General features: G+C 50.5%; 26 protein-coding genes. 16 read left to right on the top strand and 10 right to left on the bottom strand.

Annotated elements, in window-relative coordinates:
• The first annotated feature begins 114 nt into the window (after positions 1-114).
• Positions 115-1206 carry a hypothetical protein gene (locus AC50Y5_RS12690; RefSeq protein ID WP_494861047.1) on the top strand — a complete coding sequence of 364 codons (1092 nt, stop codon included), beginning with the start codon at positions 115-117 and terminating at the stop codon, positions 1204-1206.
• A gap of 119 nt (positions 1207-1325) precedes the next feature.
• Here AC50Y5_RS12690 and AC50Y5_RS12685 read toward each other — a convergent pair whose 3' ends face one another.
• The 3 genes from AC50Y5_RS12685 to AC50Y5_RS12675 form a co-directional block, all read right to left on the bottom strand.
• Positions 1326-1466: a Txe/YoeB family addiction module toxin gene (locus AC50Y5_RS12685; protein WP_494861523.1), complete on the bottom strand. Its 141-nt coding sequence runs from the start codon at positions 1464-1466 to the stop codon at positions 1326-1328.
• Between the two features lie 4 nt (positions 1467-1470).
• Complete coding sequence (locus AC50Y5_RS12680) at positions 1471-1698, bottom strand: type II toxin-antitoxin system RelB/DinJ family antitoxin (protein WP_494861043.1); 228 nt, start codon at positions 1696-1698, stop codon at positions 1471-1473.
• A 216-nt stretch (positions 1699-1914) separates the two neighbouring features.
• A complete protein-coding gene (locus AC50Y5_RS12675) occupies positions 1915-2055 on the bottom strand; it encodes a hypothetical protein (protein ID WP_494861038.1) in 141 nt (46 codons plus the stop codon).
• 203 nt (positions 2056-2258) lie between these two features.
• Here AC50Y5_RS12675 and AC50Y5_RS12670 point away from each other — a divergent pair, with 203 nt between their 5' ends.
• From AC50Y5_RS12670 to AC50Y5_RS12660, 3 genes are all read left to right on the top strand, one after another.
• Positions 2259-2741, top strand: coding sequence for a CcdC family protein (locus AC50Y5_RS12670; RefSeq protein ID WP_235533186.1), 483 nt, complete (start codon positions 2259-2261; stop codon positions 2739-2741).
• Positions 2742-2784: 43 nt separating this feature from the next.
• A complete protein-coding gene (locus AC50Y5_RS12665) occupies positions 2785-4128 on the top strand; it encodes a DUF2252 domain-containing protein (RefSeq protein WP_056036664.1) in 1344 nt (447 codons plus the stop codon).
• A 97-nt stretch (positions 4129-4225) separates the two neighbouring features.
• Complete coding sequence (locus tag AC50Y5_RS12660; protein WP_056036666.1) at positions 4226-4771, top strand: glutathione peroxidase; 546 nt, start codon at positions 4226-4228, stop codon at positions 4769-4771.
• A gap of 134 nt (positions 4772-4905) precedes the next feature.
• Here the strand turns inward: AC50Y5_RS12660 and AC50Y5_RS12655 are convergent, their stop codons facing one another.
• The 3 genes from AC50Y5_RS12655 to AC50Y5_RS12645 are packed head-to-tail and all read right to left on the bottom strand — an operon-like array spanning position 4906 to position 6890.
• The gene (locus AC50Y5_RS12655; RefSeq protein ID WP_494861035.1) at positions 4906-5316 is read right to left on the bottom strand and encodes a hypothetical protein; all 411 of its coding nucleotides are present in this window, start codon (positions 5314-5316) and stop codon (positions 4906-4908) included.
• A gap of 51 nt (positions 5317-5367) precedes the next feature.
• Positions 5368-5664 (bottom strand): glycosyltransferase, encoded by a 297-nt coding sequence (locus tag AC50Y5_RS12650; protein WP_494861029.1) that lies wholly within the window; start codon positions 5662-5664, stop codon positions 5368-5370.
• Entirely contained in the window at positions 5661-6890 is a 1230-nt protein-coding gene (locus tag AC50Y5_RS12645; protein ID WP_494861026.1) for a hypothetical protein, read from the bottom strand. The genes AC50Y5_RS12650 and AC50Y5_RS12645 overlap by 4 nt, the downstream gene beginning before the upstream one ends.
• Positions 6891-7094: 204 nt before the next feature.
• Between AC50Y5_RS12645 and AC50Y5_RS12640 the strand changes: the two genes are divergently transcribed.
• The 4 genes from AC50Y5_RS12640 to AC50Y5_RS12625 all read left to right on the top strand — a co-directional run bounded on the left by AC50Y5_RS12640 (position 7095) and on the right by AC50Y5_RS12625 (position 11374).
• Complete coding sequence (locus AC50Y5_RS12640) at positions 7095-8768, top strand: glutamine--tRNA ligase/YqeY domain fusion protein (protein ID WP_494861024.1); 1674 nt, start codon at positions 7095-7097, stop codon at positions 8766-8768.
• Positions 8769-8936: 168 nt separating this feature from the next.
• Positions 8937-9410, top strand: coding sequence for a hypothetical protein (locus tag AC50Y5_RS12635; protein WP_494861022.1), 474 nt, complete (start codon positions 8937-8939; stop codon positions 9408-9410).
• Between the two features lie 152 nt (positions 9411-9562).
• On the top strand, positions 9563-10375 hold the full coding sequence (locus tag AC50Y5_RS12630) for an inositol monophosphatase family protein (protein ID WP_494861020.1): 813 nt from the start codon (positions 9563-9565) through the stop codon (positions 10373-10375).
• A 57-nt stretch (positions 10376-10432) separates the two neighbouring features.
• A complete protein-coding gene (locus AC50Y5_RS12625) occupies positions 10433-11374 on the top strand; it encodes an ADP-ribosylglycohydrolase family protein (protein WP_494861018.1) in 942 nt (313 codons plus the stop codon).
• A gap of 94 nt (positions 11375-11468) precedes the next feature.
• Here AC50Y5_RS12625 and AC50Y5_RS12620 read toward each other — a convergent pair whose 3' ends face one another.
• Positions 11469-12824, bottom strand: coding sequence for an LLM class flavin-dependent oxidoreductase (locus AC50Y5_RS12620; protein ID WP_494861016.1), 1356 nt, complete (start codon positions 12822-12824; stop codon positions 11469-11471).
• Between the two features lie 397 nt (positions 12825-13221).
• On the opposite strand from AC50Y5_RS12620, the gene AC50Y5_RS12615 reads away from it, so the two are divergent.
• Genes AC50Y5_RS12615 through AC50Y5_RS12605 form a run of 3 tightly spaced genes read left to right on the top strand, consistent with a single transcriptional unit; the run spans position 13222 to position 15617 of the window.
• Entirely contained in the window at positions 13222-14007 is a 786-nt protein-coding gene (locus AC50Y5_RS12615; protein ID WP_056036678.1) for a methionine ABC transporter ATP-binding protein, read from the top strand.
• Entirely contained in the window at positions 14004-14669 is a 666-nt protein-coding gene (locus AC50Y5_RS12610) for a methionine ABC transporter permease (RefSeq protein ID WP_494861014.1), read from the top strand. The genes AC50Y5_RS12615 and AC50Y5_RS12610 overlap by 4 nt, the downstream gene beginning before the upstream one ends.
• Before the next feature lie 45 nt (positions 14670-14714).
• The gene (locus AC50Y5_RS12605) at positions 14715-15617 is read left to right on the top strand and encodes a MetQ/NlpA family ABC transporter substrate-binding protein (RefSeq protein ID WP_494861012.1); all 903 of its coding nucleotides are present in this window, start codon (positions 14715-14717) and stop codon (positions 15615-15617) included.
• Positions 15618-15705: 88 nt separating this feature from the next.
• Here AC50Y5_RS12605 and AC50Y5_RS12600 read toward each other — a convergent pair whose 3' ends face one another.
• From AC50Y5_RS12600 to desA, 3 genes are all read right to left on the bottom strand, one after another.
• Entirely contained in the window at positions 15706-16305 is a 600-nt protein-coding gene (locus tag AC50Y5_RS12600) for a response regulator transcription factor (RefSeq protein ID WP_056036682.1), read from the bottom strand.
• Positions 16302-17450, bottom strand: coding sequence for a sensor histidine kinase (locus AC50Y5_RS12595; protein WP_056036684.1), 1149 nt, complete (start codon positions 17448-17450; stop codon positions 16302-16304). The genes AC50Y5_RS12600 and AC50Y5_RS12595 overlap by 4 nt, the downstream gene beginning before the upstream one ends.
• A 124-nt stretch (positions 17451-17574) precedes the next feature.
• A complete protein-coding gene (gene desA / locus AC50Y5_RS12590) occupies positions 17575-18621 on the bottom strand; it encodes a Delta(5) desaturase DesA (RefSeq protein WP_494861010.1) in 1047 nt (348 codons plus the stop codon).
• Positions 18622-19015: 394 nt separating this feature from the next.
• Between desA and AC50Y5_RS12585 the strand changes: the two genes are divergently transcribed.
• From AC50Y5_RS12585 to hisC, 5 genes are all read left to right on the top strand, one after another.
• Entirely contained in the window at positions 19016-20011 is a 996-nt protein-coding gene (locus AC50Y5_RS12585) for an ABC transporter substrate-binding protein (protein ID WP_494861007.1), read from the top strand.
• A 170-nt stretch (positions 20012-20181) separates the two neighbouring features.
• Complete coding sequence (locus AC50Y5_RS12580) at positions 20182-21774, top strand: helix-turn-helix domain-containing protein (RefSeq protein WP_494861003.1); 1593 nt, start codon at positions 20182-20184, stop codon at positions 21772-21774.
• 34 nt (positions 21775-21808) lie between these two features.
• Complete coding sequence (locus AC50Y5_RS12575) at positions 21809-22336, top strand: GNAT family N-acetyltransferase (RefSeq protein ID WP_494861001.1); 528 nt, start codon at positions 21809-21811, stop codon at positions 22334-22336.
• Positions 22333-23001, top strand: coding sequence for a YIP1 family protein (locus tag AC50Y5_RS12570; protein WP_162241903.1), 669 nt, complete (start codon positions 22333-22335; stop codon positions 22999-23001). The genes AC50Y5_RS12575 and AC50Y5_RS12570 overlap by 4 nt, the downstream gene beginning before the upstream one ends.
• Positions 23002-23098: 97 nt before the next feature.
• Positions 23099-24163, top strand: coding sequence for a histidinol-phosphate transaminase (hisC, locus tag AC50Y5_RS12565; protein WP_494860999.1), 1065 nt, complete (start codon positions 23099-23101; stop codon positions 24161-24163).
• Positions 24164-24205 lie beyond the last annotated feature (42 nt).

Below are 24205 nucleotides of genomic sequence, written 5' to 3'. Positions count from 1 at the left end.
ACCTAATAGGCAGATAAGGGAGGGGTATATTTTTTTAATGGGGAATAATCAGTTATGGTAGTTTTATGGGAATTTTACGGAAATGAAAAATCGAAAAAGATGGAGGAAAAGACAATGAAAAGAAAGTACGTGACTACGCCTTTTTTAGTTCTCATGCTGTTTTTCGTAATGGCTCTTCCTATTTCAGCCGAAGCCGTCACTTTTAATCAACCGGAATTGCTGCCCGCTGTTCAAGCAGAACCTGATTTAATCGGGGAAGTAGAAAGCATTCAAACCGATTGGGAAAGCGGTGTAGCGCTCAGTGCGTCCGATCTTTTGAAAAAACCGAATCCAGCAAATGCGGCAAGCCGCTTAAATTATAATGTGGAAGGAGATATCCTGTTCCATAGCAGCTCATTAACGGCGAGCAATCCGCAAAATTTTTATTTCTTTAGTTTGGCGACAGCACGCAGCATCATTTTTCGGACTCAATCTGCCAATGCCAGCTACCGTGTAGATTTGTACCAGATTGATTGGAGTACGGGAACGGCTTATCCGACAGGCATCGGCAATACAAGCGGCAATCTGTCAGCTGCCAACAATTTGCCGGCTGCCGACTTTGGACTATTAGTTACTTCTATGGGCACAGTAGGAGACACCTATACTATCCAGTCCAATGCTTCCGCTCCAAATGGCGCCATATCATATAATAGCGTTTCAAATCTTTTGCAATCCGTGGTATGGAAGTATTCGAATAATGATTTATATCTCAACAATAAGCAGGTTGCCAATACGACCTATGCTGCGAATACGAACCCGCAATTGGATTGGGAGAGAGAGTATTATTTTTCTTATGGAGGCAACTATCAATCACGCACTCATAGCATTTCAGATGCACGAGTGAATTATATTACAACGGCGGTAGACTATCATTCTACTTATGCAAGCTCCAACAATGCCGTACTTATAGTATTGAAGGAAGATACATTATTCACGTATCACTATTCGTCCTTCGCCTCTGGCCCTCCAACGCAGTATTTTCAAACCTTTGTTGATACGAAAGGGTATACAACGCCAAGACGATTTGGCTTGCTGGACATGCTCGGAAATCCCCAAATTTTAGTTTATGACTTGAATACGAACAAGGTTATTGATTTTGTCAGCGACTTGAATTTCTACTATGCAAATGGAATCGAGCCTGCGCCTACCGTTAATTACTATAATTAGATTCGTATAAATACTGCCTAGAGCTAGCATTGAATACAAGGCAGGCCATGACAAAAGCTATCCCCTACACCGTTTTTGAACGGCTTCAGGGATAGCTTTTTCTATTATTTGTTGAAGCACTATTTATCCCCATAATGTGTGCGAAAAGCATAAAATTCAATCATGCCATTTTGAATCCGATAGACTAAGCGATTGGTATCATCAATGCGACGACTCCAATATCCGGATAGATCCCCGCGAAGCGTCTCTGGCTTTCCAATCCCTTCATAGCTCCATTTGTTGGATGGATTGCTTCAACCTTCTCAGGTTGGCCGGATTATAGAAAGGATCTGTTTGGGTTGTGATTTCAAAAGGAATTCCACCTTGGCGTATGGACTGACGAACAAAGATATTTACCGCCGTAGTCATATTCAGCCCCAAATCCGAAAATAGAGACTCCGCCTCTTTTTTGAGGTCTTCATCCATACGAATATTGATATTGGTTTGTGCCATTTTCAACACCTCTTTCTATTAATATTATTTACAGTGTATTATATATTATGTACATTATGAATACAATGTGCGCATTACTCTGTCTTTTAATTAAAAATGATTGCCATGGTTTAACGGATTGAATGAACGCGCACCAGTTGAATAAGTGAGCGTTGATTGCATAGCTTTTTCTATTATTTGTGGTTTCAATGCTGTTGTTACAAATAAAGGCCCTATCTAATCATCATCCTCCAGCAGCTCGGTCAGCTCGGCGCGGTATGCATCGTCTGCTGTTTTGTGAACCGTGCCGTATGGATGCTCGGCAGGCGCATAGATGCTGTGAATTTGGCCTGTTCGCGAATACGATTTTGGCGCCAAAGCGGGGCGTTTGTCTCACAACCGCCCTGGGTTCCTTATTTCTCTTGTCACAAATGAACGCCATCCGAGGTGTTGACCGCTTCATTCAGAACGCGCTAGAACCAGCGGTTTTAAGAGATTAGACAATATTTGCAGCGGCCTGTTTTTTGAAGTAGGATAAAGAAAGAAAAGGCATTCTTTTAAGAGCAAGGGGGAAAAGGGCGGTGCAGCTGTCTACTGAAACGATTCAGGTAGGCTTCATTATAATGTCGGCTATCGCAGGGCTTATGCTCATCTTATTGCGTATCCGGGCAGGCAAGCAGCCGACTACCCTTCGTAAAATCATTATCCCGCCAGTCGGCATGTCGACCGGTTTTATGATGTTCCTGGCACCTATGACTCATATTCCATGGGGCTGGGGGGTCGCGGCATTCGGGACAGGCCTATTGATATTTTCTTTTCCGCTGGTCGTATCGACCCGGCTGGAGCGTATTGATGCCGATATTTATGTCAGGCGTTCCAAAGCTTTTATTTTCATCATGCTGACCTTATTCATTATTCGAATGGCACTGCACAGCGTTGTGGAGCAATATATGTCGATTCCGCAGACGGGGGCGATGTTCTATCTCGTGGCCTTCGGCATGATTATTCCGTGGCGGCTGGCGATGGTCAATGATTATCTCAGATTGTACAAGCTTTCTTCATAGATGGAGTCGGATAAAGGGTAGAGCTGCCTAAGGGGGAACCGAAATGGACGGATCATTGACAGAACGTGTAAAGCTTACGCAAAAGAGGCTTCGGAAACGGACGATTACCGCCGTTCTTACTGAATTTGATCATAAAATCATGAGACTGGGCAGCGAGAAGCGCGAGGAAAAGTACCGCAAAATGTCGCTAAGCCCGTTTTCCTTTTTTCGCGGCAGCGCCTATTTATTTTATATGGATGTCACAAGGGAATGGTTTCCCTATCACACGCCGGCAGAGCGTCCAACCTGGATTCAGGGAGATTTGCATTTCGAAAATTTTGGGGCTTTCCGTAACGAGCAGGGGACGCTTGTCTATGATGTGAATGATTTTGACGAGGGCTATTTGGGCTCGTATTTATATGATTTGCTGCGCATGTCGGTCAGCATCGCACTTGTGGGCCGCATGAAAGGCGAGTCGGAGGAAGCCCAGAAGGAGCAAATGGAAGCTTATCTGCGCGCCTATGTAAAACAAATGTGGAAATTCGTTAAGGGCAAGGATGATCCGGCTTCGTTCACGATGGATGAAGGGCGGGCAAGCGGCAAGGTCAGGAAGCTGCTTCGCAAGCTGCAGAAGCGTCAGGAGCAGCATTTTTTGGAAAAGGTTACGGCGCTCGTTCAGGAGCATCGCAAGTTCGCCCATACGGAAGAAATCGTCGCTCCAACGGAAAAAGAGCGTGCTGCGCTTCTTGAGGCTTGGCCGCAATATGTGGAAAGCCTGCATGCTGATGATGCGCAGGAGGCTGCCCATTATCACATTAAAGATATAGCGGTTAAGCATGGCTCTGGAACAGCCTCGATCGGGCTGGACCGTTTTTATGTACTGATTGAAGCGGGCAGCAGCGAGCAAGGGCACGAGGATGATATTGTGCTGGAAGTGAAAGAGGTGCGCGTTGCGGTTCCGGCTTATTTTCTGCCCTATGATGATTCGTTCTGGACAGCGTTTGAGCATCAGGGCAAACGCGTGACGATGACCCAGCAGGCGATGCACCATGAGGCTGATCCGTATCTCGGTCACCTGACGATTGGCAACAGGCAGTTTTATGTGCGTGAGCGCTCCCCTTATAAGAAGCGGCTCAAGCTCGAATCGCTGGAGACCGCTGAGGATATGCGAATCGTGACAGAGACGATGGGCAAGCTGACCGCGAAGCTGCATGCCCGTGCAGATCGGGATGTGCAAAGCGGCGTTCTGGATTATCACAGCGAGCAGGCAATCGTTAAAGCGATGGGCAGTGACGAAGAGGCCTTTAGCCGCTTCATTGCAGAGTGGGCGATGTCCTATGCGGATCAAGTGGAGCAGGATTATGGGCTGTTTGTAGATTGGCTGGGCAATAAGTCCAATGCGGACTAGCGGATAGTGTGCTCCGCAACAGCTGCCAAGCGTGGAGGCAGACGGGAAAACAGGTTGGAAGACAGAAAAATAAACCTACTAATAGGAGTGTGCATTCATGTCTATTTACACTTATCAAGCGGATACGATAACAGGAAAGACGGTTAGCCTGGAGGATTATAAAGGCAAGGTTGTTATTATTGCTAATACGGCAAGCAAATGCGGCTTTACGCCACAATATGCTGATTTGCAAAAGCTTTATGAGCAGTACAAGGATCAAGGTCTGGAAATACTCGGATTCCCGAGCAATCAATTTGGCGAGCAGGAGCCGGGCGAAAACTCGGATGTACAAAGCTTTTGCCAGCTGAACTACGGCGTAACCTTCCCGCTGTTCGCGAAGACGGATGTGCGTGATGAAACAGCACACCCGCTATTCAACTATTTGACGGCAGAGGCGCCGTTTAACGGGTTTGATACAACGGAAGCAAGCGGCAAAATGCTAAGCGCATTTTTGACCGAAAAGCTGCCGCATTTTATGGATGGAGACTCGATCAAATGGAACTTCACCAAGTTCCTCATTGACCGTGAAGGCCGTGTCGTCAAGCGTTTCGAATCGACCGAGGAGCCGCTCAGCATGAAGGAAGATATTGAGAAGCTGCTATAAAAATGCTGCAATAAAAAAAGGAAGCGGCCTTCGTCCTAAGTTTCATCGGACGGAGGTCGCTTCCTTATTAAAGCCAGGGAAAGACCTCTGAAAAGGTTTTATATCGTCAATGATTTGGAGCTAGGCTGCCCGTGTCATTCTCCCTTTGATATCCCTCGCTCCTCCCAGCGAACAAGCCGGGGGTTCGCATCAAGAATCGAGGCATAGTGGGCAAGGCTGCGCCATTTGCCATCCGGGTCAAGCTGCATATGCCGCTCATATTTGCGAAGGCGCTCCCCCGCGCATCCTGCCCAGCCGAAATGCTTGATGCGCAGTTCGGTCTGCGCTCCGGGAAGCGCGCAGCAGGTAAGCGGAAGACGAGGCGCATGCTGCGCCCATTGCGGGTAGGCATAATGGTAGCCTGGCAAGTAGCGAGCGAGCGCCACCGTCGGACGTTGATGCAAATTCCACAAGGCATCCTCCCGGTAATGCGTTGCTGAGCCCCAGAAATCATACTTTCGAAAAGCAAACCAGTCGTACTCGCCCTGATTAATCAGGCTCCGCATCTCAGCCTTGGCAGCATCCTCATAAAATTCGTCCGCATCGACCGCAAGCAGCTAATCCGGCTCGGTTTCTTCGGCTGCGCGCCAGAGCATTTGGCGCAGCCGCCATTCGCAGCCGAACAACCGCTCCTCGTTTTCTACCAGCTTCACGACTTTGCGGCTGGCGCTGCATATCGCGACGGTTGCATCGGTGCTGGCATCGTCCACAATGACAATTTCATCGACGAAGCTGGACAGGTCGGCAAGCAGCGTCTCCAAATAACGGCCTTCCTCATTGCGTACCTGCATGATAGCGGTGAGCTTATTGCCTGATATTTTGCGCGGAATACGAAATGGCTCCAAGCCGCTCATGGCTGAACCTCCCTGCCGTGATGGTGCGCCTGCTCCATTACGATGCTATCGAGCTTGGCGAGTTCAATGATGCTGCTAAGTGCTTTGTTGTTAGTCTCCGCCGCGATAAGGCAGCTGTGAATCGCTTCATGGCGCTTGCCCTGCAGCAGCAGCACCGTGCTGGTCATCAGTTGAAACTGCTCGCGTTCAGCTATGCTGCCGAGCGGTTCCTTCGCCAGCAGCAGGTAGGCACATTCCAGTCTGCCGCTTTGCAAATAAAGCTCCGCAAGCAGCCTGCGGGCTTCCGGCTCGGCTTGCTGTGGCTCAAGCAGGGCAATCGCGGAGCGATAATCATCGTTGAGCCGGTACAGCAGCGCCTTGGCTAATAGGCGCTTGCCACCATCCAGCCATCGGAGCAGCCGCTCGCCCTGCCGCTGCTCCTCTTCGGTGAGCGCAGTATACAGATAGGTGCGCACCGCATCATCCGTCAATCCCAGCTCGAGCTGCATGGCGGAACGAAACCGATAAATATGCTGCAGCGCCTGCTCGCGCCCATCCAGCACTGCTTGCTCGAAGGCGGCGAGCAGCTCGCTCTGCGCTCGCAAGCTTTCGCCGATCAAGTAACGGTATAACGCATGGGAAAAAAGCTGATCCGCCAGCCGCTCTTTTCCTGCAGCAGACGGGCCAGCCGCACGCGTCTTGTCGGCTTGCTCCTCATGCCAAATCGCGCGGTAGCGCTGCTGCAGCCGTATGAGCGTCTTCGAGGCATAGCCGTCCAAATGCCATTCAATCGCTTGTCTCGCCAGCAGATCGGACGTTTCGTCGGTGCCATCAAGCAGAAAAACATCGTCACGGCAAAAGGCCTGCTCCAAATAATATGCCTCCGTATAGGCAATGACGAGCGTCGCCCGCGCGCACAGCCAACTGCGGTAGGAGCGCCATCGCTCTTCTTCCTGGGGCTCTGAATCGGGAAAGTAGGCAATCAGGCAACGCGTTGCCAGCGGTGCTGCAATATGCGTCCAGCAAGGATGGAGCACTAGCGCGCAAGTGCTGTCCCAATCCAGCTCAGGCAGACGAGCGAGCGATAGGGGAGCAATTGCTGCGGCGATTGCCCAGTCAGGGAGCGCATCCTCGGCGACCATGTAGATTTGGCGCTGCTTTCCGAGCTTAGCCAGCCAATCGCGCTCCGCCGCCGGGAACGCTCCAAAACGGCTGTAGGGAAAAATAACGATCGGCTTCCCAGTCATGATGTCTTCACCATCCGTTCAGGTTGCCCCAGCCTCTGGCAGCGCACGCCGTGCCGCGAGCAAATACATGATTAATAGAACCTATGAAAACAAAGGTTGATCACATGCCATCTATTTTATTATCCGGTCCGATGATCTTATAATTTTGCGGGATTTTGTGTATTATAGAAAGATATCTATTTTTCGTGGGAAAGGTTGGTCACAATGGAAAACAACGTGGACACAAAGCTGTCATCCTCTAACTTTATAAAAAATATTGTGAGCGAAGATTTGAAGACCGGCCATGTCCAGGAAATCGTGACGCGCTTTCCGCCGGAGCCGAATGGCTATTTGCATATTGGACATGCGAAGTCGATTTGTCTGAATTTTGAGCTGGCTGACGATTTCAAAGGCAGAACGAATCTGCGCTTTGACGATACGAACCCGGTCAAGGAAGATACCGAATACGTCGATTCGATTCAAGAGGACGTGAAGTGGCTGGGCTTTGATTGGGACGAGCTTCGTTTTGCCTCGGACTATTTCGAAGAGCTTTACAATCGGGCGGTGCTGCTCATTAACAAAGGCAAAGCATACGTATGCGACTTGTCCGCCGAGCAAATTCGCGAGACTCGTGGAACGCTGACGCAGCCGGGACAAAACAGCCCTTACCGTGAGCGCAGCGCAGAAGAAAATCTCGATCTGTTTGCCCGTATGCGTGCCGGAGAATTTCCTGACGGCTCCAAGGTGCTGAGAGCAAAGATCGATATGGCTTCGCCGAATATTAATCTGCGTGATCCGGTGCTGTACCGTATCGCTCATGCCCACCATCATCGGACTGGCGATGCGTGGTGCATTTATCCGATGTACGATTATGCGCATCCGATCAGCGATGCGATTGAAGGCATTACCCATTCCATCTGTACGCTGGAGTTCGCCGATCACCGCCCGCTCTATGATTGGGCGGTCGCTGAATGCGAGATGCCGGCGGTGCCTCGTCAATACGAGTTCGCTCGTCTGAACGTTACTAATACCGTGATGAGCAAAAGAAAGCTGAAGCAGCTTGTGGATGAGGAAGTTGTAACTGGCTGGGATGATCCGCGCATGCCGACGATTAGCGGTCTGCGCCGCAAAGGCTTTACAGCGGAAGCGATTCGCGCCTTCTGCCGCGAAATCGGGGTTGCCAAGGCGAACAGCACGGTCGATGAGCGGATGCTGGAGCATTTTATCCGCGAGGATCTTAAGCTTAAGGCGCTTCGTACGATGGCTGTATTGCGACCGCTCAAAGTCGTCATTACGAACTATCCAGAAGGCCAAACCGAGCTGCTGGATGCAGAAAATAACGCCGAGAACGAAGAAATGGGCATGCGCCAAATTCCGTTTGGCCGCGAGATTTATATTGAGCAGGACGATTTTATGGAAAATCCGCCAAATAAATATTTCCGCCTGTTCCCTGGCAATGAGGTGCGTTTGAAGCATGCATATTTCATTACTTGCCAAGAGGTTGTGAAAAATGAAGCCGGCGACGTTATTGAGCTTCGCTGCACATACGATCCGGCAACGAAAAGCGGCTCGGGCTTTAACGCCCGCAAGGTGAAGGGAACCATTCACTGGGTTGAAGCGTCGCAGGCGGTGCCTGCGGACTTCCGCTTGTTCGAGCCTCTGATTACGAATGAAGCAGAAGAGGATGGCAAGCCATTCCTTGAATGCATCAACCCGAACAATCTGGAGCTGCTTCAAGGCTTCGTAGAGCCGAACATGAAGGATGCCGAAGGACAGGCGAAGTTCCAGTTTTTCCGCCACGGCTATTTCAATGTGGATCCGAAGGATACGACGCCGGAGAAGCTTGTTTTCAACCGCATCGTTTCGCTGAAAAGCTCTTTCGATCCAGCGAAAGCATAATAACAGCGGTCGAGCAATAGGATAAGCCGTGAATGCCTGCCTTATGGGTGGTGTTCGCGGCTTTTTGCTTTTTTTGAGCCGCAAGCAGGAATTTGTCACTTTTTGGTGAATTTTACCTAGTGGCTGCTGCGAAAAAAAGAAAGCACAAAAACATAACTAGGAGCTGAAATGATGAAAAAATTGGAAATTAAAGGGATAGGTACGGTCAGTGCTTTTAAAGCGACGGCGTATATGATGATTATTCCTTCTGTGCTGTTATTTTTACTCGGTATTATTTTTACATTGATAGGAGTAGTCGCTCAAGAGCCTACCTTACTGGCAATAGGAGTTCCGTATATACTGATGCCGGTTTTTCTAATCGGAATTTATGGTGCAATTAGTATGTTGGTTGCTCTTTTGTACGGCGTATTGGCCAAGAAATTCGGCGGCTTGGAGCTGATCGTCGAAGAGAAGACAGAGCTGGATTTAACGAAGGGGCCAGCAGGAAACGGCTATGCGCCGGGGCCGCAGTCCAATTTTAGCCCGTCCAGCAGCCCAATTAACAGCCCGTTCAACTCTGGAAGCGCGAGCCCGCAATCCAATATGACGCCGCCTCCACTGCCCAATCTGCCTACAGGCCCTGATCAAAACAACAATACGTAGGTGCCGTTTGGATTCATTGCCTCTATTCGAAATAGGAGTCCGAAAATAATCTCAACCATGAAATCCTTCTGATCTGCAAGAAGGATTTTGTTTTGTTCTCTTAGATGCTGGGTGTCCAGTTCAACCAATAAACGAAAATAGGGGGATTACATTTGGATACAACGATTGTAAGAGAAGCACAGCGAGTGGCAGCTTTGGCGGCGAGGGAGGCAGGAGCGCTGCTGAAAAAGCTTTTTGAAAAGCTGGATTCCAGTGCCTTTCAGCATAAAGACGACTCCGGCGACTTGGTGACCGAAGCCGACCACAGGGCGGAAGCGATCATTTTGGGCAAAATTAAGCAGGCGTTTCCGGGACATCAAGTGATTTCGGAGGAGGCGGGGGACAACCGCTTGGCCAGTGACTGGCTGTGGTTGGTTGATCCGTTGGATGGGACGAATAATTTCGCGGTCGGGATGCCGTTATTTGCCGTATCCATTACGCTCATGTATCAGCGCGAAGCGGTTATGGCGGTCATTTATGAGCCGCTGACGGACCGCTTGTATGAGGCGGTGGCAAGCGGCGGCTTTCGCTGCAATGGGCGAATCATTCGAATGGGCGAGCCGCGTCCCTTCAAGAGAGCGACGGTCGGCTGGATTCAAGGGCATAAAGTACAGCAGGAGCAGCGGGCAGTAAGGCTGCGCCAGCATATTGATGCAAACACGAAGCGAATGATGCGGTTGTGGGCGCCTACCTTGCAATGGAGCATGCTGGCGAAGGGCGATTTGGATGCGATTATTTTGTACAACTCGGAGGGCGAGGATCTTTATTCGGGGATGCTTATGGTGCGCGAGGCTGGCGGCGTCATTACCGATTATGATGGCAGGCCATTCGCGGGCATGAGCAGTGAGCCATACCTCATTGCATGCCATCCGCAGCATTTGCCTTTTTTTCGCGGGCTTGTGCATAATGGTCTTGTTGGGAAGTAAGCGAAGCTGATTTACGAAACCGCTAGACCAAGCTGGCAGCAGCAGGAGGTTTACGAAATGAATCTATCTATTCAAGCAGGGTTAATAGGGCTTTGTATTGGGGATGCATTAGGCGTTCCTGTGGAGTTTTGCAATCGAAAGGCACTAGAGAAAGCACCTTTAACGGACATGGTCGGTTATGGCTCGCATCAGCAGCCGCCGGGCACTTGGTCGGATGATGCTTCCTTGACCTTATGTCTGGTGGAGAGCCTTGCTTATTGCAAAAGCGTAGAGGTGCATGATATTGCGAGCCGCTTCGTGGAATGGAAGCGGGGCGAGCGCTGGACGCCGCATGGCGAGGTATTTGATATTGGCATAGCGACTAGCGAGGCGATCGACCGTCTTGCGCGTGGGGCAGAGCCTGAATTGGCGGGCGGCAGCGGCGAATACAGCAATGGCAACGGTTCATTGATGCGTATTTTGCCGATGGCCTATTGGATGCATGATGCTAGCATAGAGGAACGGTCGGCTGCGGTTGGCAGGGTTTCATCGCTAACCCACAGGCATCCTATATCGATTATGGCCTGTGTCTATTACACGGAGTATGCCGTGCAATTGTTGAAGGGCCACAGCCCTCAGGAGAGTTATGCGGCAACGAATCGGACAATCCAGCTGTTTTATGCGGGCCACAGCGATCTGGATCGTTTTGAACGTCTGCTTAGCGGGCAGTTGGCAAGCCTGAAGGAGGACAGCATTGCTTCGTCAGGCTATGTCATGCACACGCTGGAAGCCAGCATCTGGAGCCTGCTGACGACCGACAGCTTTGATGCAGCGGTACTTCGCGCTATTAACTTGGGTGAGGATACGGACACGACAGGTGCGGTAACAGGCGGTCTTGCAGGCATCTATTATGGTCTGTCGTCCATTCCCTCGCATTGGCTGGAGCAGCTTGCGCGAGCGGATGAGCTATTTCAGCTATGCGACAGCTTTAACGAAGGGCTTGCAGAGCCGAAGCGATAGGGCTATTTGGGGCTGGCTAGGCTTCCCCAGCTCCAAATATAAATAACCGCCGCCGATTTCCTTAGCTCTACCTAGGGGGCGGCGGTTTTGCGTATCAATGGCTCGTTGCTTTAGTAAAGCGATTGCGCGGCAGCGGCAGGTTAAAATGCTCCCGCAGGGTAGCGCCTTCATATTCAGTGCGGAAAAGGCCGCGCTGCTGCAAAATCGGCACGACAAGGTCGACAAACAGCTCCAGCCCATCCGGCAGCAGCGGAGCCATGAGCATAAAGCCGTCAGCCGCCTGCTCGGCGAACCATTCCTCCAAAGTGTCCGCGATTTTCTCGGCGGTGCCGACGAGATGATCCCCGCTGAACGAGCCTGTGAGAAAGGAATACACCTCGCGCAGCGTCGGGTTTTCCCTTGCAATAACTGGCTGGTGCTTGAGGTAGTCCGTTTTGTTCAGCTTAATGCGGTCGAGCCCGACCTCGCGAGCGCGTGATTCCAGCGTATAGCCAGAGAAATCGATTGCCTGAAAATAATCCGCCAGAAAGCCGATGCCCTGCTCCTCTGTAATCAACGCTTCAAGCTCCTTAAGCTTCGCCCGCGCTTCCTCCTCGGTATCGCCAATAATCGGCGATATGCCTTGCAAAATATATATATCCTCAGGTGCGCGCCCCCATTTAGCAGCTTTCCCTTTAAACGATTGATAGAATGCCTGTGCTTCCTCCTTGCTGTGCTTGATAGAGAAGATGACTTCCGCCGTTCGCGAGGCGAAGTCCTGCCCGGCCTCAGAGCTTCCGGCCTGCACGAGCACAGGATGCCCCTGCCGCGAGCGGCTAATATTTAGCGGCCCTTCCACCGAGAAAAACTCGCCTTGATGCTGAAGCCGATGCAGCTTCTCCTTGTGGAAAAACTGCCCTGATTTCTTGTCGCGGACGAAGGCATCGTCCTCCCAAGAATCCCATAACCCTTGCACAACCTCGAGAAATTCCTCCGCCCGCTTGTAGCGAAGACTATGCTCGAAATGCTCATCCCGACCAAAATTGCGCGCCGTATTCCCTGACAGATCCCTTGTAGTTACGATGTTCCAGCCAACCCGCCCCTTGCTGATCTGATCGGCAGACAGAAGCAGCCGAGCCAAATTGAACGGCTCAATATAAGAGGTTGAGGCGGTGGCGACTACGCCGATATGCGTCGTGGCGCATGCTAAAGCTGTAATCAGTGTGATCGGCTCGAACCGGTTTAGTATGTTTGGATGAGACTGCTCATTAATCGCCAGGCTGTCCGCGATAAAAGCGATGTCGAATTTCCCGCGCTCAGCGGTTTGGGCGAGCTTCCGGTAATAGTCGATATCGATGCTGGCATCCGGCTGTGCATAGGGATGGCGCCAGCCCGCCACATGCATGCCTGTGCCAACCAAATAAGCAGATAATTTTATTTGCCGGCTTTTTCCCGCAGTTTGTTGGGACATGTCAAGCTCCTCCTTGATAAATATGTATAATATAAGTGAACAGGGTGGAATAGTTTGCTTTAATTTATCACCTTCATTTTCTAGCGTCAATCCCGATTATTGCCAAAAAAAGAAGTTGACACCGCCAGGCAATTGCTTTAAATTTATAAATCAAATAGGAATAGTTGGTTTTTGGGCGATCAGCCCATAACTAGTTGACCAGAACACTGGAAACTAAACTCTCCACCGAGCAGATTGAACGGTGCTGAAGTTTGGTTTTTTTTATTTAAATATAGGAAAGTATATGATTTCGCCATACTTTCTCTATATTTCTCGGACTGAAACGCGCCGCGCCGCCAAAGGACGGTGACAGGTGACAGCCGTTTCACCTTATCAGGGAGGAGAGGAGTTTTTCCGCATGATCGTCATAAAGGATTTGCACAAAACCTATACAAGCGGAAGCAGCACGATTACCGCCTTGAATGACATTAATCTGACGATTGATAAGGGGGATATATTCGGCATTATCGGCTTTAGCGGGGCAGGCAAATCATCATTGATCCGCTGTCTGAACCGGCTCGAGGAGCCTGATTCGGGCTCGATCGAAATTGGCGGCAAGGTGCTGACGGATCTGTCTGGCAAGGAGCTGCGGCTGGCTAGGCGGAAGATTGGAATGATTTTTCAACAGTTTAATTTGCTGGATTCACAAAATGTGTTTCAAAATGTCGCGTTTCCGCTTCAAGTGGCCGGTTATCCAAAGCCGTTCATTCGGGAGCGCGTGCGGGAGATGCTGGAGCTGGTCGGGCTGACCGACAAGGAGCATATGTATCCGTCCCAGCTCAGCGGCGGCCAGAAGCAGCGGGTGGGCATTGCCCGGGCGCTTGTGAATGAGCCGGATGTGCTGCTCAGCGATGAGGCGACCTCGGCGCTTGATCCGCAGACGACCTACTCCATTCTGGAGCTGCTCCAGGATATTAACCGCAAGCTGAAGCTGACTATCGTCTTAATTACACACGAGCTGGATGTGCTTCAGCATATTTGCCGCCATATGGCGGTCATCGAGCATGGCTCTATCGTCGAGACAGGGACGGTCGACAAGCTGTTTATGAACCCCGTCAGCTACACCGCCCGGCGTTTCGTCAGCATCATCGATTATTATCGTGACAAACGGTCGATCATGGAGGGGCTGGGAGCAGGAATATGAGAGATGATCTGTTCGAGCTGCTATGGGAGGGACTGCTGAAGACGCTGTATATGGTTGCTTGGTCTTCGGTATTTGCTTTAATCATTGGCATTTTGCTAGGCATTACGCTAGTCGTCAGCGAGAAGGGCGGCATTTTGGAGGCGCCGATCATCAATAAAATCATTGGGACGGCGATTAATGGCGTGCGCTCGCTGCCCTTTATTATTTTAATCGTGCTGCTGCTGCCGTTGTCCCGGCTAATTGTAGGCACCTCGCTTGGCCCGACAGCAGCCATCGTCGCTTTATCGATTGGGGCCTCGCCGTTTCTAGGCCGCATTATTGAAAACTCCTTAAAGGAGGTGAGCGCGGGCAAAATAGAAGCGGCCAAAGCGATGGGAGCGACGCCGCTAACCATTATATTCCGCGTGCTGATTCCCGAAGCGCTTCCGGCGCTTGTTCGGGGGATGACCATCGCTGTCATTGCGATTACGGAATTTACAGCGGTAGCAGGAGCGATTGGCGCAGGGGGACTTGGCAGTCTGGCGATCCGCTTCGGCTATCAGCGGTTCCGCGAAGATATTTTAATTGCGACTGTTATCGTCATTATTTTGTTAGTGCAGGCGATTCAGCTGTCAGGCGATAGCGTAGCTAAAGCGATTTTGAAAAAGCGTCATCTAGGGTAGCTATAGCGGCCCTCAAACCTAAATAGAGAAAGCAGGAGTATAACCATGAAAACAACGAAATGGACCTTTATATCCGCCCTTATTCTGATGTTCAGCCTTATCATCTCAGGCTGCGGCACCGCAGCAAATAATGCCCCGGCAAGCTCGCCGGAAGCGAGCGCAGCTGCAAGCCCTGCCGAGCAAACCCAGTCGCCGGAAGCTTCTGCTTCGGCTGCCCCGCAAGAGGCAGTTACGCTTAAAGTAGGTGCTGCGCCAGTGCCGCATGCTGAGATATTGGAGTTTGTAAAGCCGTTGCTGAAGGAGCAGGGCGTTAATTTGGAAGTCGTTGTGCTCGATGATGAAGGCCAGCTCAATCCGGCGCTGTTTGAGAAGCAGATCGATGCGAACTACTTCCAGCACGTTCCGTATCTGGACTCGATTAAAGGGGAGAAGGGGTATGATTTTGCGGTAACCGCGAAGGTGCATGTCGAGCCGATTGGCTTTTATTCCGAGAAGCTGAAAGCGAAGGATGACATTGCGGATGGCGCAACGATTGCGATTCCGAACAACCCATCGAATGAATACAGGGCGCTGGTGCTGCTCGAGCAGCAAGGGCTGATCAAGCTGAAGGAAGGCTTGGAAAATACGTACGAGGCAACGCCGAAGGACATCGTAGACAATCCTAAAAATCTCAAGTTTGAGGAAGTGGATTCTGCAACTTTGCCAAGGGTATTGCCTGACGTAGATGGCGCCATTATCAACACGAACCTGGTTTTGGAGGCGGGCATTGATCCGAACAATGCGCTGTTCCGCGAGGATGCAGAATCGCCTTACGCCAACATTATCGTCGTCCGCAGCGGGGATGAGAACCGCGAAGAAATTAAGAAGCTGGATGCGGTGCTCGTGTCGCCCGAGGTGAAAAAGTTCATTCAGGACAAATACGGCGTGGCGGTTGTGCCAGCTTTTTAAAAATAAAAGAGGCCAAACGGCAAGATAAGCTCGGCGAACCCTTGAAAAGTATGTTCCGTACCGCTGCTGCGGGAAAGAACATGCTTTTTTATTTAAACCAGCCCTTCTCCTTAAAACGGGTAATCGCCTCAATTCGATTGCTCACGCCCAGCTTATCCAAAATGACCGAAATATAATTGCGCACGGTGCCATTGGTCAAATAAAGCTGGTCGGCGATTTCCTTCGTATTTTTGCCGTCGGCGATGAGGCCGAGAACTTCCTTCTCCCGTTCGGTGAGCGGGTTTTCCTGCCCGTAGGCGTCGTCCACCAGCTCGGGCGCATAAATGCGGCGGCCTGTCATGACGCTGCGTATGGAGCTCGCCAGCTCCTCGCTAGGGCTGTCCTTGAGCAAATAGCCGCACACGCCGGCCTTGAGCGCACGGTCGAAATAGCCGCTTCTGGCGAAGGTGGTCAAAATGATGACCTTACAGCCTAACTGGCGCATTTCTTCCGCTGCCTCCAGCCCGCTCTTGACCGGCATTTCAATGTCCATAATGCAAATGTCCGGCTTGTGAAGCTGGACGAGCGTGATCGCTTCTTCACCGTTGCCAGCTTTGCCAACCACGGTCATATCATCCTCCAGATCAAGCAGGGAAGCAAGTGCCCCCAGCAGCATCCGCTGGTCTTCGGCGATAACAATTCTGATCATAGCGTGGGCTCCTTTTCCGGCTTCTGGACGACATTGGGCGCTTTAATGACGAGCATCGTGCCGTCTCCGCAAATAATGTCCAGGCTGCCATTAATAAACTCCAGTCTTTCCTTCATGCCCCTAAGGCCATTTCCCCGGTAATAGCTGCGCGACTCCTTGCCGCCTGTAGCAATGCCCGTGCCATTATCCTGAACGCGGACAATGAGCTCTGTGCGGGTCGGTTCAATCTCGACCAGGCACTTGGTGGCGGAGCTGTGCTTGACGATATTAGTAACAGCTTCCTTGAGGCACATGCTGACGACATTTTCGGCAAGCAGTGAAGTGTCGGTATGCGCCGGATCGCCTTCTACAAGAAGCTGAATATCGGCAGCCTTCAAAATTTGCTTTACCCGAAAAAGCTCATCCTCAAGCCGTGTTCCACGCATTTCGGTGACAAGCTCCCGCACTTCCTTGAGCGCGGTGCGCGCCGTTTGGCGCACATCATCGATTTCCTCCTGCGCCTTGGCGGGGTTTTTCTGCATCAGCTTGCCCGCTAGATCGCTTTTCAGCCCTATAAGCGACAGCTTCTGTCCAATCGTATCATGCAGGTCGCGGGCGATCCGCTGCCGCTCCTCCAGCTTGACGAGCTCTGAAATCCGCTTGTTGGCATGCTCAAGCTCCCCTTCGAGCTTGTCCCGCTTGTTGCGGTTGTACGTATTGACCGGAAGCAGAATAACGCCGATCAAGCTAATGAGCACGAAGGGGAACTGGGCGAGAAAGACCGGATTTTGCACAGCCAGCCCAAAGTTGATGCTCAGGAAGGTCGTGACGATATGAATGGAATACAGCGTAAAGAAGCCGATGCGGTTCTGGATATTGCCGATAAAATAAGCGAGAAAAATCGAGAAATACACATAACCGAACATGAGCGTCATCGCAATGGAAATAATAATTTGGATGCTGGTCCAGAAATAAACCTGCCAGCCCTTGGATACGAAGGAAAGCATATAACAGATGAAAAATAAAACGATCATCACAATGCCGGACGTCGCTTGGTAGGGCGATGAGTTGCGGAATATAAAGTAGAAGGGCAGGATGTAGAAAACAACCCATACGTAAGGGCTGATTCCCGTATTTTTATGAAAAATATGATGCCATTTTTGCATATGCGTCCCGCCTTTTTAAATCGCTGTTGCAGCAATGAGAGCTGCTTTGAAGCTATTTTAACATAAAAGAGGCTCGCGCATTTGGTTCCGCGCAGCCTCTTTCGTGCTTGTATCTTCGTACCTGCTAGCCTACGCGCCGAGTATCGAGCTTGGTGCTTGCCGCACGCGGCTTGCGCAGACGGTGCTTCAAGCCTTTAAAGCTGACGAACATTTTATTCTCTTCGTCCCACAGGCGAAAACGCAAGGCAGTCAAGCTTGTTTTAAGAGTAATTGTCGTTGCCTGCTGAAGGGGAACGGAGGAGTTGTGCGCATCCTCCAAATAATAGTTAGGCACTTTCGGGCTCAGGTGATGCACATGATGGAAGCCAATGTTGCCGGTAATCCATTGCAATGGACGGGGAAGCTTGTAATAGGAGCTGCCTTCGACGGCTGCTTTCACGTAGCTCCACTCATCTTCATTTTCAAAATACGTATCCTCGAACTGATGCTGGACGTAGAACAGCCAAATGCCGAACAGTCCAGAGAGAAACATAACGGGCAGCTGTACCATGACAAATGCCTGCCAGCCCAGAAGCCAGCTAAGACCTGCATATAAAGCAACAATTGAAGCATTGATCAAATACGTGTTGAGGCGTTCCTGACGTCTAGCGCCTTTACGGTTGAAACGGTATTGGATCAGAAACACGGCAATCGGGCCAAGGCCAAACATGACGACCGGATGGCGGTAAATCCGATAGAAAAGGCGGCGCAAAGGCGTTGCTGCAATATATTCATCTACGGTCATAATCCAAATGTCGCCAATACCACGCTTGTCGAGATTGCTGCTCGTTGCATGATGGATGGAGTGGCTGTATTTCCACTGTTGGAAAGGGACGAGAGTAATGATCCCTGTAATCGTGCCGACGATAGCATTTGCCCGTTTGCTCTTAAAGAAAGAACCGTGGCAGCAATCATGGCAAATAATAAAGGTCCGAATGACAAAGCCTGCAGTAATTAAGGAAAAAACGATCGTGAGCAAATAGGAGATCGGCATGACGGCATACGCCGCGTACCAGAAAAAGCCGAGTGGGAGTAAAGTATTGATTAATTGTTGTATGCTGGTTTTCATATTCACTTTTTCGTAAGGGGCAAGGCTCTTTTTCAAGCTCGCTTGCTTGGCTTTCTGATCCATAATGAAGCTCCTCCTTCAATAACGGGATGTACGTCCTTTGTTCAAGGTGCCTGCATCCTGCTAGCTATATTTATATTGTAAAGAGAAACGTCATGCGCCATAAGTCATAAACGTCAGTTCAGCTATATGACATATGTCATATGAAAGCGCGGCTGCATACCCATAAATGCATGTTTTTAACAAAAATTTTGCAGGGAATGGATTAGGTGGACTGTATCTGGACGGATAGGGTAAGCGGTTAGCGTTTGTATAAGAAAATTGTAGCGTATGTGCATTGTAGGCAGGACGGGCGATGGGCTACACTTGATCAAGTTGTTTGATAATGATAATCACTGATTTAGAGGGGAGTCGAACAGAGATGTTGCGATGGGGGAAAAAGAGGTTTAAAAGTAAAATGACGGCGCTCATGTTAGTGGCGTTAGCCGTTATCATAGCGCTCGCGGGTTGCGGTTCGCAAGGCGAGACAGCTGTTAATAAGGGGGCTAGCGATGCAGCGGCCACTGTTAGCCCATCTCCTGCGGCAGCGGATGAGCCGGCAGCTGCGGAGCAGGAAGCGGAAACGCGAGTGCTCCAGGACGAGTTTGGCGAGGTAACAGTTCCGGCGCATCCGAAGCGCGTAGCGGCACTTTATTTGGAGGACTATTTGACGGCGCTTGGCGTAACGCCAGTTGTCCAGTGGTATCACCCGCTTTGGGGAACGCAGGAATATTTGAAGCTGGATTTGCCGACGTTTGATATTACGGGCGATATTGAAGTGCTGCTTGATATGGAGCCGGACTTGATTATATTGGACGGCTGGGCAGACAAGGCCAAATACGATTTATTTTCTAAAATAGCGCCTACCTACCGGCTGCCAGAAAATATTTTGTTTGATTCTAAAGCGATTTTGACCACCATTGCAGATGTAATGAATATGAAGGAACAGGGAGAAACGGTGATTAATGCTTACGAGCAGAAAATAGCCGATGCCAAGGACAAGCTCAATACAGCGCTTGGCGATGAGTCCGTAGCGGTCATACGTTTGAATGTCGATGATAGTACGTTCGCGCTGTTCGGTGTGAACAACCGTTTTATTGGCTCTCTATACTCCCAGTTGGGTCTTACGCCAAATACATGGTCGAAGGAAATGGAAGAATTTCAACAGGTTTTATCAGAGGAAAGCCTGCCGGATCTGGATGCCGACCACATTATTATTTTACTGTCCAACGGAACTTGGGATTCACCTGAAAATCAGGAAGCGCTGAAGCTTCTGGACAGCAGTATGTGGAAGGCTATTCCCGCAGTGAAGGCAGGGCATGTACACCGAGTGGAAAGATCGTATTGGCAATCTGGTGCGATAACAGCAAATTCGATGAAAATTGATGATATTTTGAAAATGTTCGTGAAATAAGCAGCGCTCTAGCAAGTGCGCTATTCAAGAAATAAAGAGGGAAGGCCCATCGGTGCATTGATGGGCTTTCTTTTTTCATTTATACTAGTTGTGAAAATCATTCTCATTTACTTTGGCATGTGCGGGCATAACGCGTGCTGTTTGCCAAAACATCCTAAGGGGGATATGAAGTGAGCAACGAGGGGAATAAGCCGCAGCTGCGCCATGCAATTTTCTATAGGCTGGCTGCGATACAATATAGGAACGTAAAAAATGGGCAGGAGCAGGTGCTGCCCACCGCTGATGAACATATCATCATGATAGTGACGGGTGGATCGGGAACGCTGTACGTGAATAGAGAGCAGCATGCTCTGGGCCATGGAGCCTGTTTTATTTTTGGCCCGGGTACGAGGATGGAGTTTGCAGCTGGTGGTTTTGAGGGCGGAGAAGAGGGGGTGTCGTTCTACTATATTGCCTTTGATGGAATTGGAGCGGAACCGGGGGAAGCCTCCTTTCCATGTCTGGGCGAGGTATCCTGCAAGCCCTTCTCCTACTGCATGAGTGAGCTGCAGGCGCTCCATGATAAGCGGGACGTGGAGGACGAGCTGGAGGCTTTCCGTCATGCGATCCGATTTCAGCAGCTTTTATTGTTCATCATGCAGCAAAACTTGCCTCTGCGCACAGAAAGCGGCGAAAGGCGAGCGATGGAACAGTCCATTGCCCATATTCGGCAAAACTTCCGGGAAGAGCTGACGGTAGACAAGCTTGCTGACCATGCAGGCATCGTGCGCTGGCGCTATTCCCGTCTATTCAAGGAGCTGACAGGCGAAATTCCGCTGCATTATTTGAATGGCGTACGTGTGGAGCAGGCGAAAAAGCTGCTGGCAAGCACGGATGAACGGCTGTTCAGCATCGCGCAAAGCGTCGGCTACAGCAATGAATATTATTTTAGCCGCCGCTTCAAGCAGTCGGTTGGCCTTACACCGGGCCAATATCGCCGCCATCAGCGGGAAAATATTCGGGTCTTTGCCCCTTTCATCGAGGATTATTTGCTGGCGCTTGGCGTTAGGCCCATTATGCAATTCACCCACGATCATTGGGGGCGGCAGGAATATCTTGGCCTCGATGATGTGCCAGAATTTAATGTGGTCACCGATAACGAAGCGACATTATCTGGCTTTGCGCCGGAATTTATTTTGATGGATACGGGCATTGAACGTTGGGGCATGGACAAGCTCACCAGCCTTGCTCCGAGCATTCAGCTTTCCTATAAAGGCGAGGAGTGGCGTACAACGCTGCACAGCATTGCGGATTTGCTCGGGAAGGCTGAGGAAGTAAGCCCTGTTATTGCTGATTATGAAAATAAAGCAGCAGCCGCAAAGGCGAAGCTGCTGCGGGTGGTGAAGCGGCAGACGGTCGCCTGTTTGCGTTTGTCAGCCGATAGAGTGCAGTTATATGGCGGTCCTGACCATGGCTACACCGGCCCGGTGCTTTACCGCGATTTAGGACTGAGCCCGCATTCGCTCGTAGAAAAACTGGCTAAAGGGCTGCGGTTCGTTGAGCTGACGATGGAGGAGCTGGCGCTGCTTGACGCTGACCATTTGTTTATTACAATTGATCCGACTGCAGGCAGGCAGATCGAGCTGCTGCATTCGCCTCTCTGGCGGTCGCTGCCCGCTGTGCGCAACGGCAGCGTGCATGAGGTCGATTTTTTGTCGTGGATGAATTATGGCGTGCTGTCCCACCATCGAAAAATCGACGATGTGCTGCGCGTATTGTGTTAAACTGGTGATATTATGACGCTAAGGAGAGCGGTTTATGGCAGAGGAAACGTATCGAATTCGCGATGCTGTGCAAGAGGATTTGCCCGGCATTGTAGCTATATATAATTCAACGGTTGCGTCGCGCCAGGTGACAGCGGATTTGGAGCCTTCAACGGTAGAAGCGAAGCAGGCTTGGTTTGACGAGCATGCGCCGGATACTCGGCCGCTTTGGGTGGTGGAAGAGGACGGAGAGCTGCTGGCTTGGTTCAGCTTTCAGTCGTTTTATGGCCGTCCTGCTTATCAGGCGACAGCCGAAATCAGCATCTACATAGCGGAGCAGCATCGTGCGCGCGGATTGGGAAGCATGCTGCTGAAGCATGCACTTGAGGCATGTCCGGCGCTGCATATTCGGACGCTGCTCGGCTTTATTTTTGCCCACAATGCTCCTAGCCTTGGCTTGCTCGGCAAGTTCGGCTTTGAGCAATGGGCGTACATGCCGAAAGTGGCGGAGCTGGATGGGGTGGAGCGCGATTTGGTTATTATGGGGCTCCGCGTTGGAGAAAGGACGAAAGGGGAAAAATGATGCAGCAAGGAAATTGGAAATATTGGTTTCGCGTATGGATTCATCCCCGTCAGACGGTTAGGCATTTTCTCAAACATCCGGGACCATTCTGGCCGCTTGTTGTAATTGCTTTATTCAGCGGCATCTTTCAGTTTTTGGATACCGGCGCGGATAATTCGTGGGGTAATCATATTTATTTGGGCTTGATATTGCTGCTGGCGGTTTTAGTTGGCGCACCGCTTGGAATCGGGGGATTATTTTTATCCGGCGTTTTGTATAAATGGGTGGGCTCATGGTTCGGCGGCACTGCCACCAGGCATCAGATGTACATTGCATTTGCCCGTGGCGTTTTGGCGCCTTCCGTATTAATCGGACTGCTTTGGATTCCGCAGTTTGTGCTATTAGGAAGAGGGAGCTTTACCGATACGCTTGTATATTCGGGTGGACTGGCCTCAGGGCTTGACCTTCCAGGCGGCGTGCTGATGACTCTTAGCCTGCTGTTCGCTATTATCAAAATTGTCTTGAGCATATGGGTGTTCATTATTATGCTGCATGCGGTCGGCGAGGCCCATCAGTTTTCGGCTTGGCGCGCACTTGGCGTTTCATTAATTATTACGGTAGCTATAATCGTACTTGTAATGATTCTTGTATTGCCTTTTTTAGTCATTGGCATAATCGCAAATTAGTGGATGCATTCGGCATCAAAATGTTTTATGCTGAATGAGGATGAATAAAGCGGACAAACGGCAGGGGCCGTTAATCGAAAAGAAGGGAGCTTGACTCATGAGTAAGTTCTGGAGCCCACTTGCGGCATCGCTAGTACCTTATGTGCCGGGCGAACAGCCAAAGGATAAGCAATACATTAAACTCAACACGAATGAAAACCCATATCCGCCTTCACCGAAGGTGATCGAGGCGATCCAAGCGGCGGCTAATGAGGATTTGCGCTTATACCCTGATCCGACGAGCGGAGCGCTGGTGCAGTCGCTGGCTGCTTATTTTAAAGTTTCCCCGAGCCAGGTTTTTGTAGGCAATGGCTCCGATGAGGTGCTGGCGTTTGCTTTCGCAGCATTCTTCGATCCTGCAAAGCCGGTGCTGTTTGCCGATATTACATACAGCTTCTATAAAGTGTATGCCGAGTTTTACGGGCTGCAGGCGGATTTAATTCAACTGGATGAGCAGTTCCGTATGCCGCTGGAGCAATTTAATATGCGTGAAAATGGCGGCATTGTCATTCCGAACCCGAATGCTCCGACAGCGATGCTTGTTCCAGTTGACGAGTTCCGCTCGATACTTGAGCATAACCGCGACCAAGTCGTCATCATTGACGAAGCTTATATTGATTTCGGCGGCGAATCGGCCGTTAAGCTAGTTTGTGATTATCCGAATGTGCTCGTCATTCAGACGTTATCGAAGTCGCGTTCGCTTGCCGGCTTGCGGGTAGGCTGGGCAATCGGAAGCGAGGAGCTTATCGACGGCCTTAATCGTGTGAAAAATTCATTCAACTCCTATACAATCGACCGCTTAGCGCTTGCAGGTGCTGTTGCCGCTATAGAAGATGATGATTATTTCCAGGAGATTACGGCCAAAGTGAATCAGACTAGAGATCAGACGGCTGTGCGTCTGCGGGAACTCGGCTTTGTCGTGACCGATTCCACAGCCAATTTTCTATTCATTTCTCACCCTGACCAAGCGGCGGAGCACCTTTTTCAAAAGCTGCGCGAGCAGGGCGTACTCGTTCGGTATTTCAAGCAGCCTCGCATTGATCAATATTTGCGGGTAAGTATTGGTACGGATGAGGAAATGGATGTTTTTCTTAACGTAATCGCTGATATTGTAAAGTCGTAATGACTGAGGAAAATCGCTCGTCGTTCGGCCCTGCTATGCGGA

Source organism: Paenibacillus sp. JT22N7, assembly GCF_059383875.1.
Note: the sequence above shows the minus strand (reverse complement) of the source record. Positions and strands in the feature narration are given on the sequence as shown.

What these genes read in the sequence shown, in the direction of transcription:
- AC50Y5_RS12640 (WP_494861024.1), top strand. Translation starts at nt 7,095, where the DNA reads ATGGAAAACAACGTGGACACAAAGCTGTCATCCTCTAACTTTATAAAA.
- AC50Y5_RS12600 (WP_056036682.1), bottom strand. Translation starts at nt 16,305, where the DNA reads ATGATCAGAATTGTTATCGCCGAAGACCAGCGGATGCTGCTGGGGGCA.
- AC50Y5_RS12575 (WP_494861001.1), top strand. Translation starts at nt 21,809, where the DNA reads ATGGCAGAGGAAACGTATCGAATTCGCGATGCTGTGCAAGAGGATTTG.
- hisC (WP_494860999.1), top strand. Translation starts at nt 23,099, where the DNA reads ATGAGTAAGTTCTGGAGCCCACTTGCGGCATCGCTAGTACCTTATGTG.
- AC50Y5_RS12585 (WP_494861007.1), top strand. Translation starts at nt 19,016, where the DNA reads ATGACGGCGCTCATGTTAGTGGCGTTAGCCGTTATCATAGCGCTCGCG.
- AC50Y5_RS12610 (WP_494861014.1), top strand. Translation starts at nt 14,004, where the DNA reads ATGAGAGATGATCTGTTCGAGCTGCTATGGGAGGGACTGCTGAAGACG.
- AC50Y5_RS12660 (WP_056036666.1), top strand. Translation starts at nt 4,226, where the DNA reads ATGTCTATTTACACTTATCAAGCGGATACGATAACAGGAAAGACGGTT.
- AC50Y5_RS12635 (WP_494861022.1), top strand. Translation starts at nt 8,937, where the DNA reads ATGATGAAAAAATTGGAAATTAAAGGGATAGGTACGGTCAGTGCTTTT.
- AC50Y5_RS12595 (WP_056036684.1), bottom strand. Translation starts at nt 17,450, where the DNA reads ATGCAAAAATGGCATCATATTTTTCATAAAAATACGGGAATCAGCCCT.
- AC50Y5_RS12645 (WP_494861026.1), bottom strand. Translation starts at nt 6,890, where the DNA reads ATGACTGGGAAGCCGATCGTTATTTTTCCCTACAGCCGTTTTGGAGCG.
- AC50Y5_RS12570 (WP_162241903.1), top strand. Translation starts at nt 22,333, where the DNA reads ATGATGCAGCAAGGAAATTGGAAATATTGGTTTCGCGTATGGATTCAT.
- AC50Y5_RS12680 (WP_494861043.1), bottom strand. Translation starts at nt 1,698, where the DNA reads ATGGCACAAACCAATATCAATATTCGTATGGATGAAGACCTCAAAAAA.
- AC50Y5_RS12620 (WP_494861016.1), bottom strand. Translation starts at nt 12,824, where the DNA reads ATGTCCCAACAAACTGCGGGAAAAAGCCGGCAAATAAAATTATCTGCT.
- desA (WP_494861010.1), bottom strand. Translation starts at nt 18,621, where the DNA reads ATGGATCAGAAAGCCAAGCAAGCGAGCTTGAAAAAGAGCCTTGCCCCT.
- AC50Y5_RS12655 (WP_494861035.1), bottom strand. Translation starts at nt 5,316, where the DNA reads ATGCGGAGCCTGATTAATCAGGGCGAGTACGACTGGTTTGCTTTTCGA.
- AC50Y5_RS12650 (WP_494861029.1), bottom strand. Translation starts at nt 5,664, where the DNA reads ATGAGCGGCTTGGAGCCATTTCGTATTCCGCGCAAAATATCAGGCAAT.
- AC50Y5_RS12625 (WP_494861018.1), top strand. Translation starts at nt 10,433, where the DNA reads ATGAATCTATCTATTCAAGCAGGGTTAATAGGGCTTTGTATTGGGGAT.
- AC50Y5_RS12690 (WP_494861047.1), top strand. Translation starts at nt 115, where the DNA reads ATGAAAAGAAAGTACGTGACTACGCCTTTTTTAGTTCTCATGCTGTTT.
- AC50Y5_RS12605 (WP_494861012.1), top strand. Translation starts at nt 14,715, where the DNA reads ATGAAAACAACGAAATGGACCTTTATATCCGCCCTTATTCTGATGTTC.
- AC50Y5_RS12615 (WP_056036678.1), top strand. Translation starts at nt 13,222, where the DNA reads ATGATCGTCATAAAGGATTTGCACAAAACCTATACAAGCGGAAGCAGC.
- AC50Y5_RS12665 (WP_056036664.1), top strand. Translation starts at nt 2,785, where the DNA reads ATGGACGGATCATTGACAGAACGTGTAAAGCTTACGCAAAAGAGGCTT.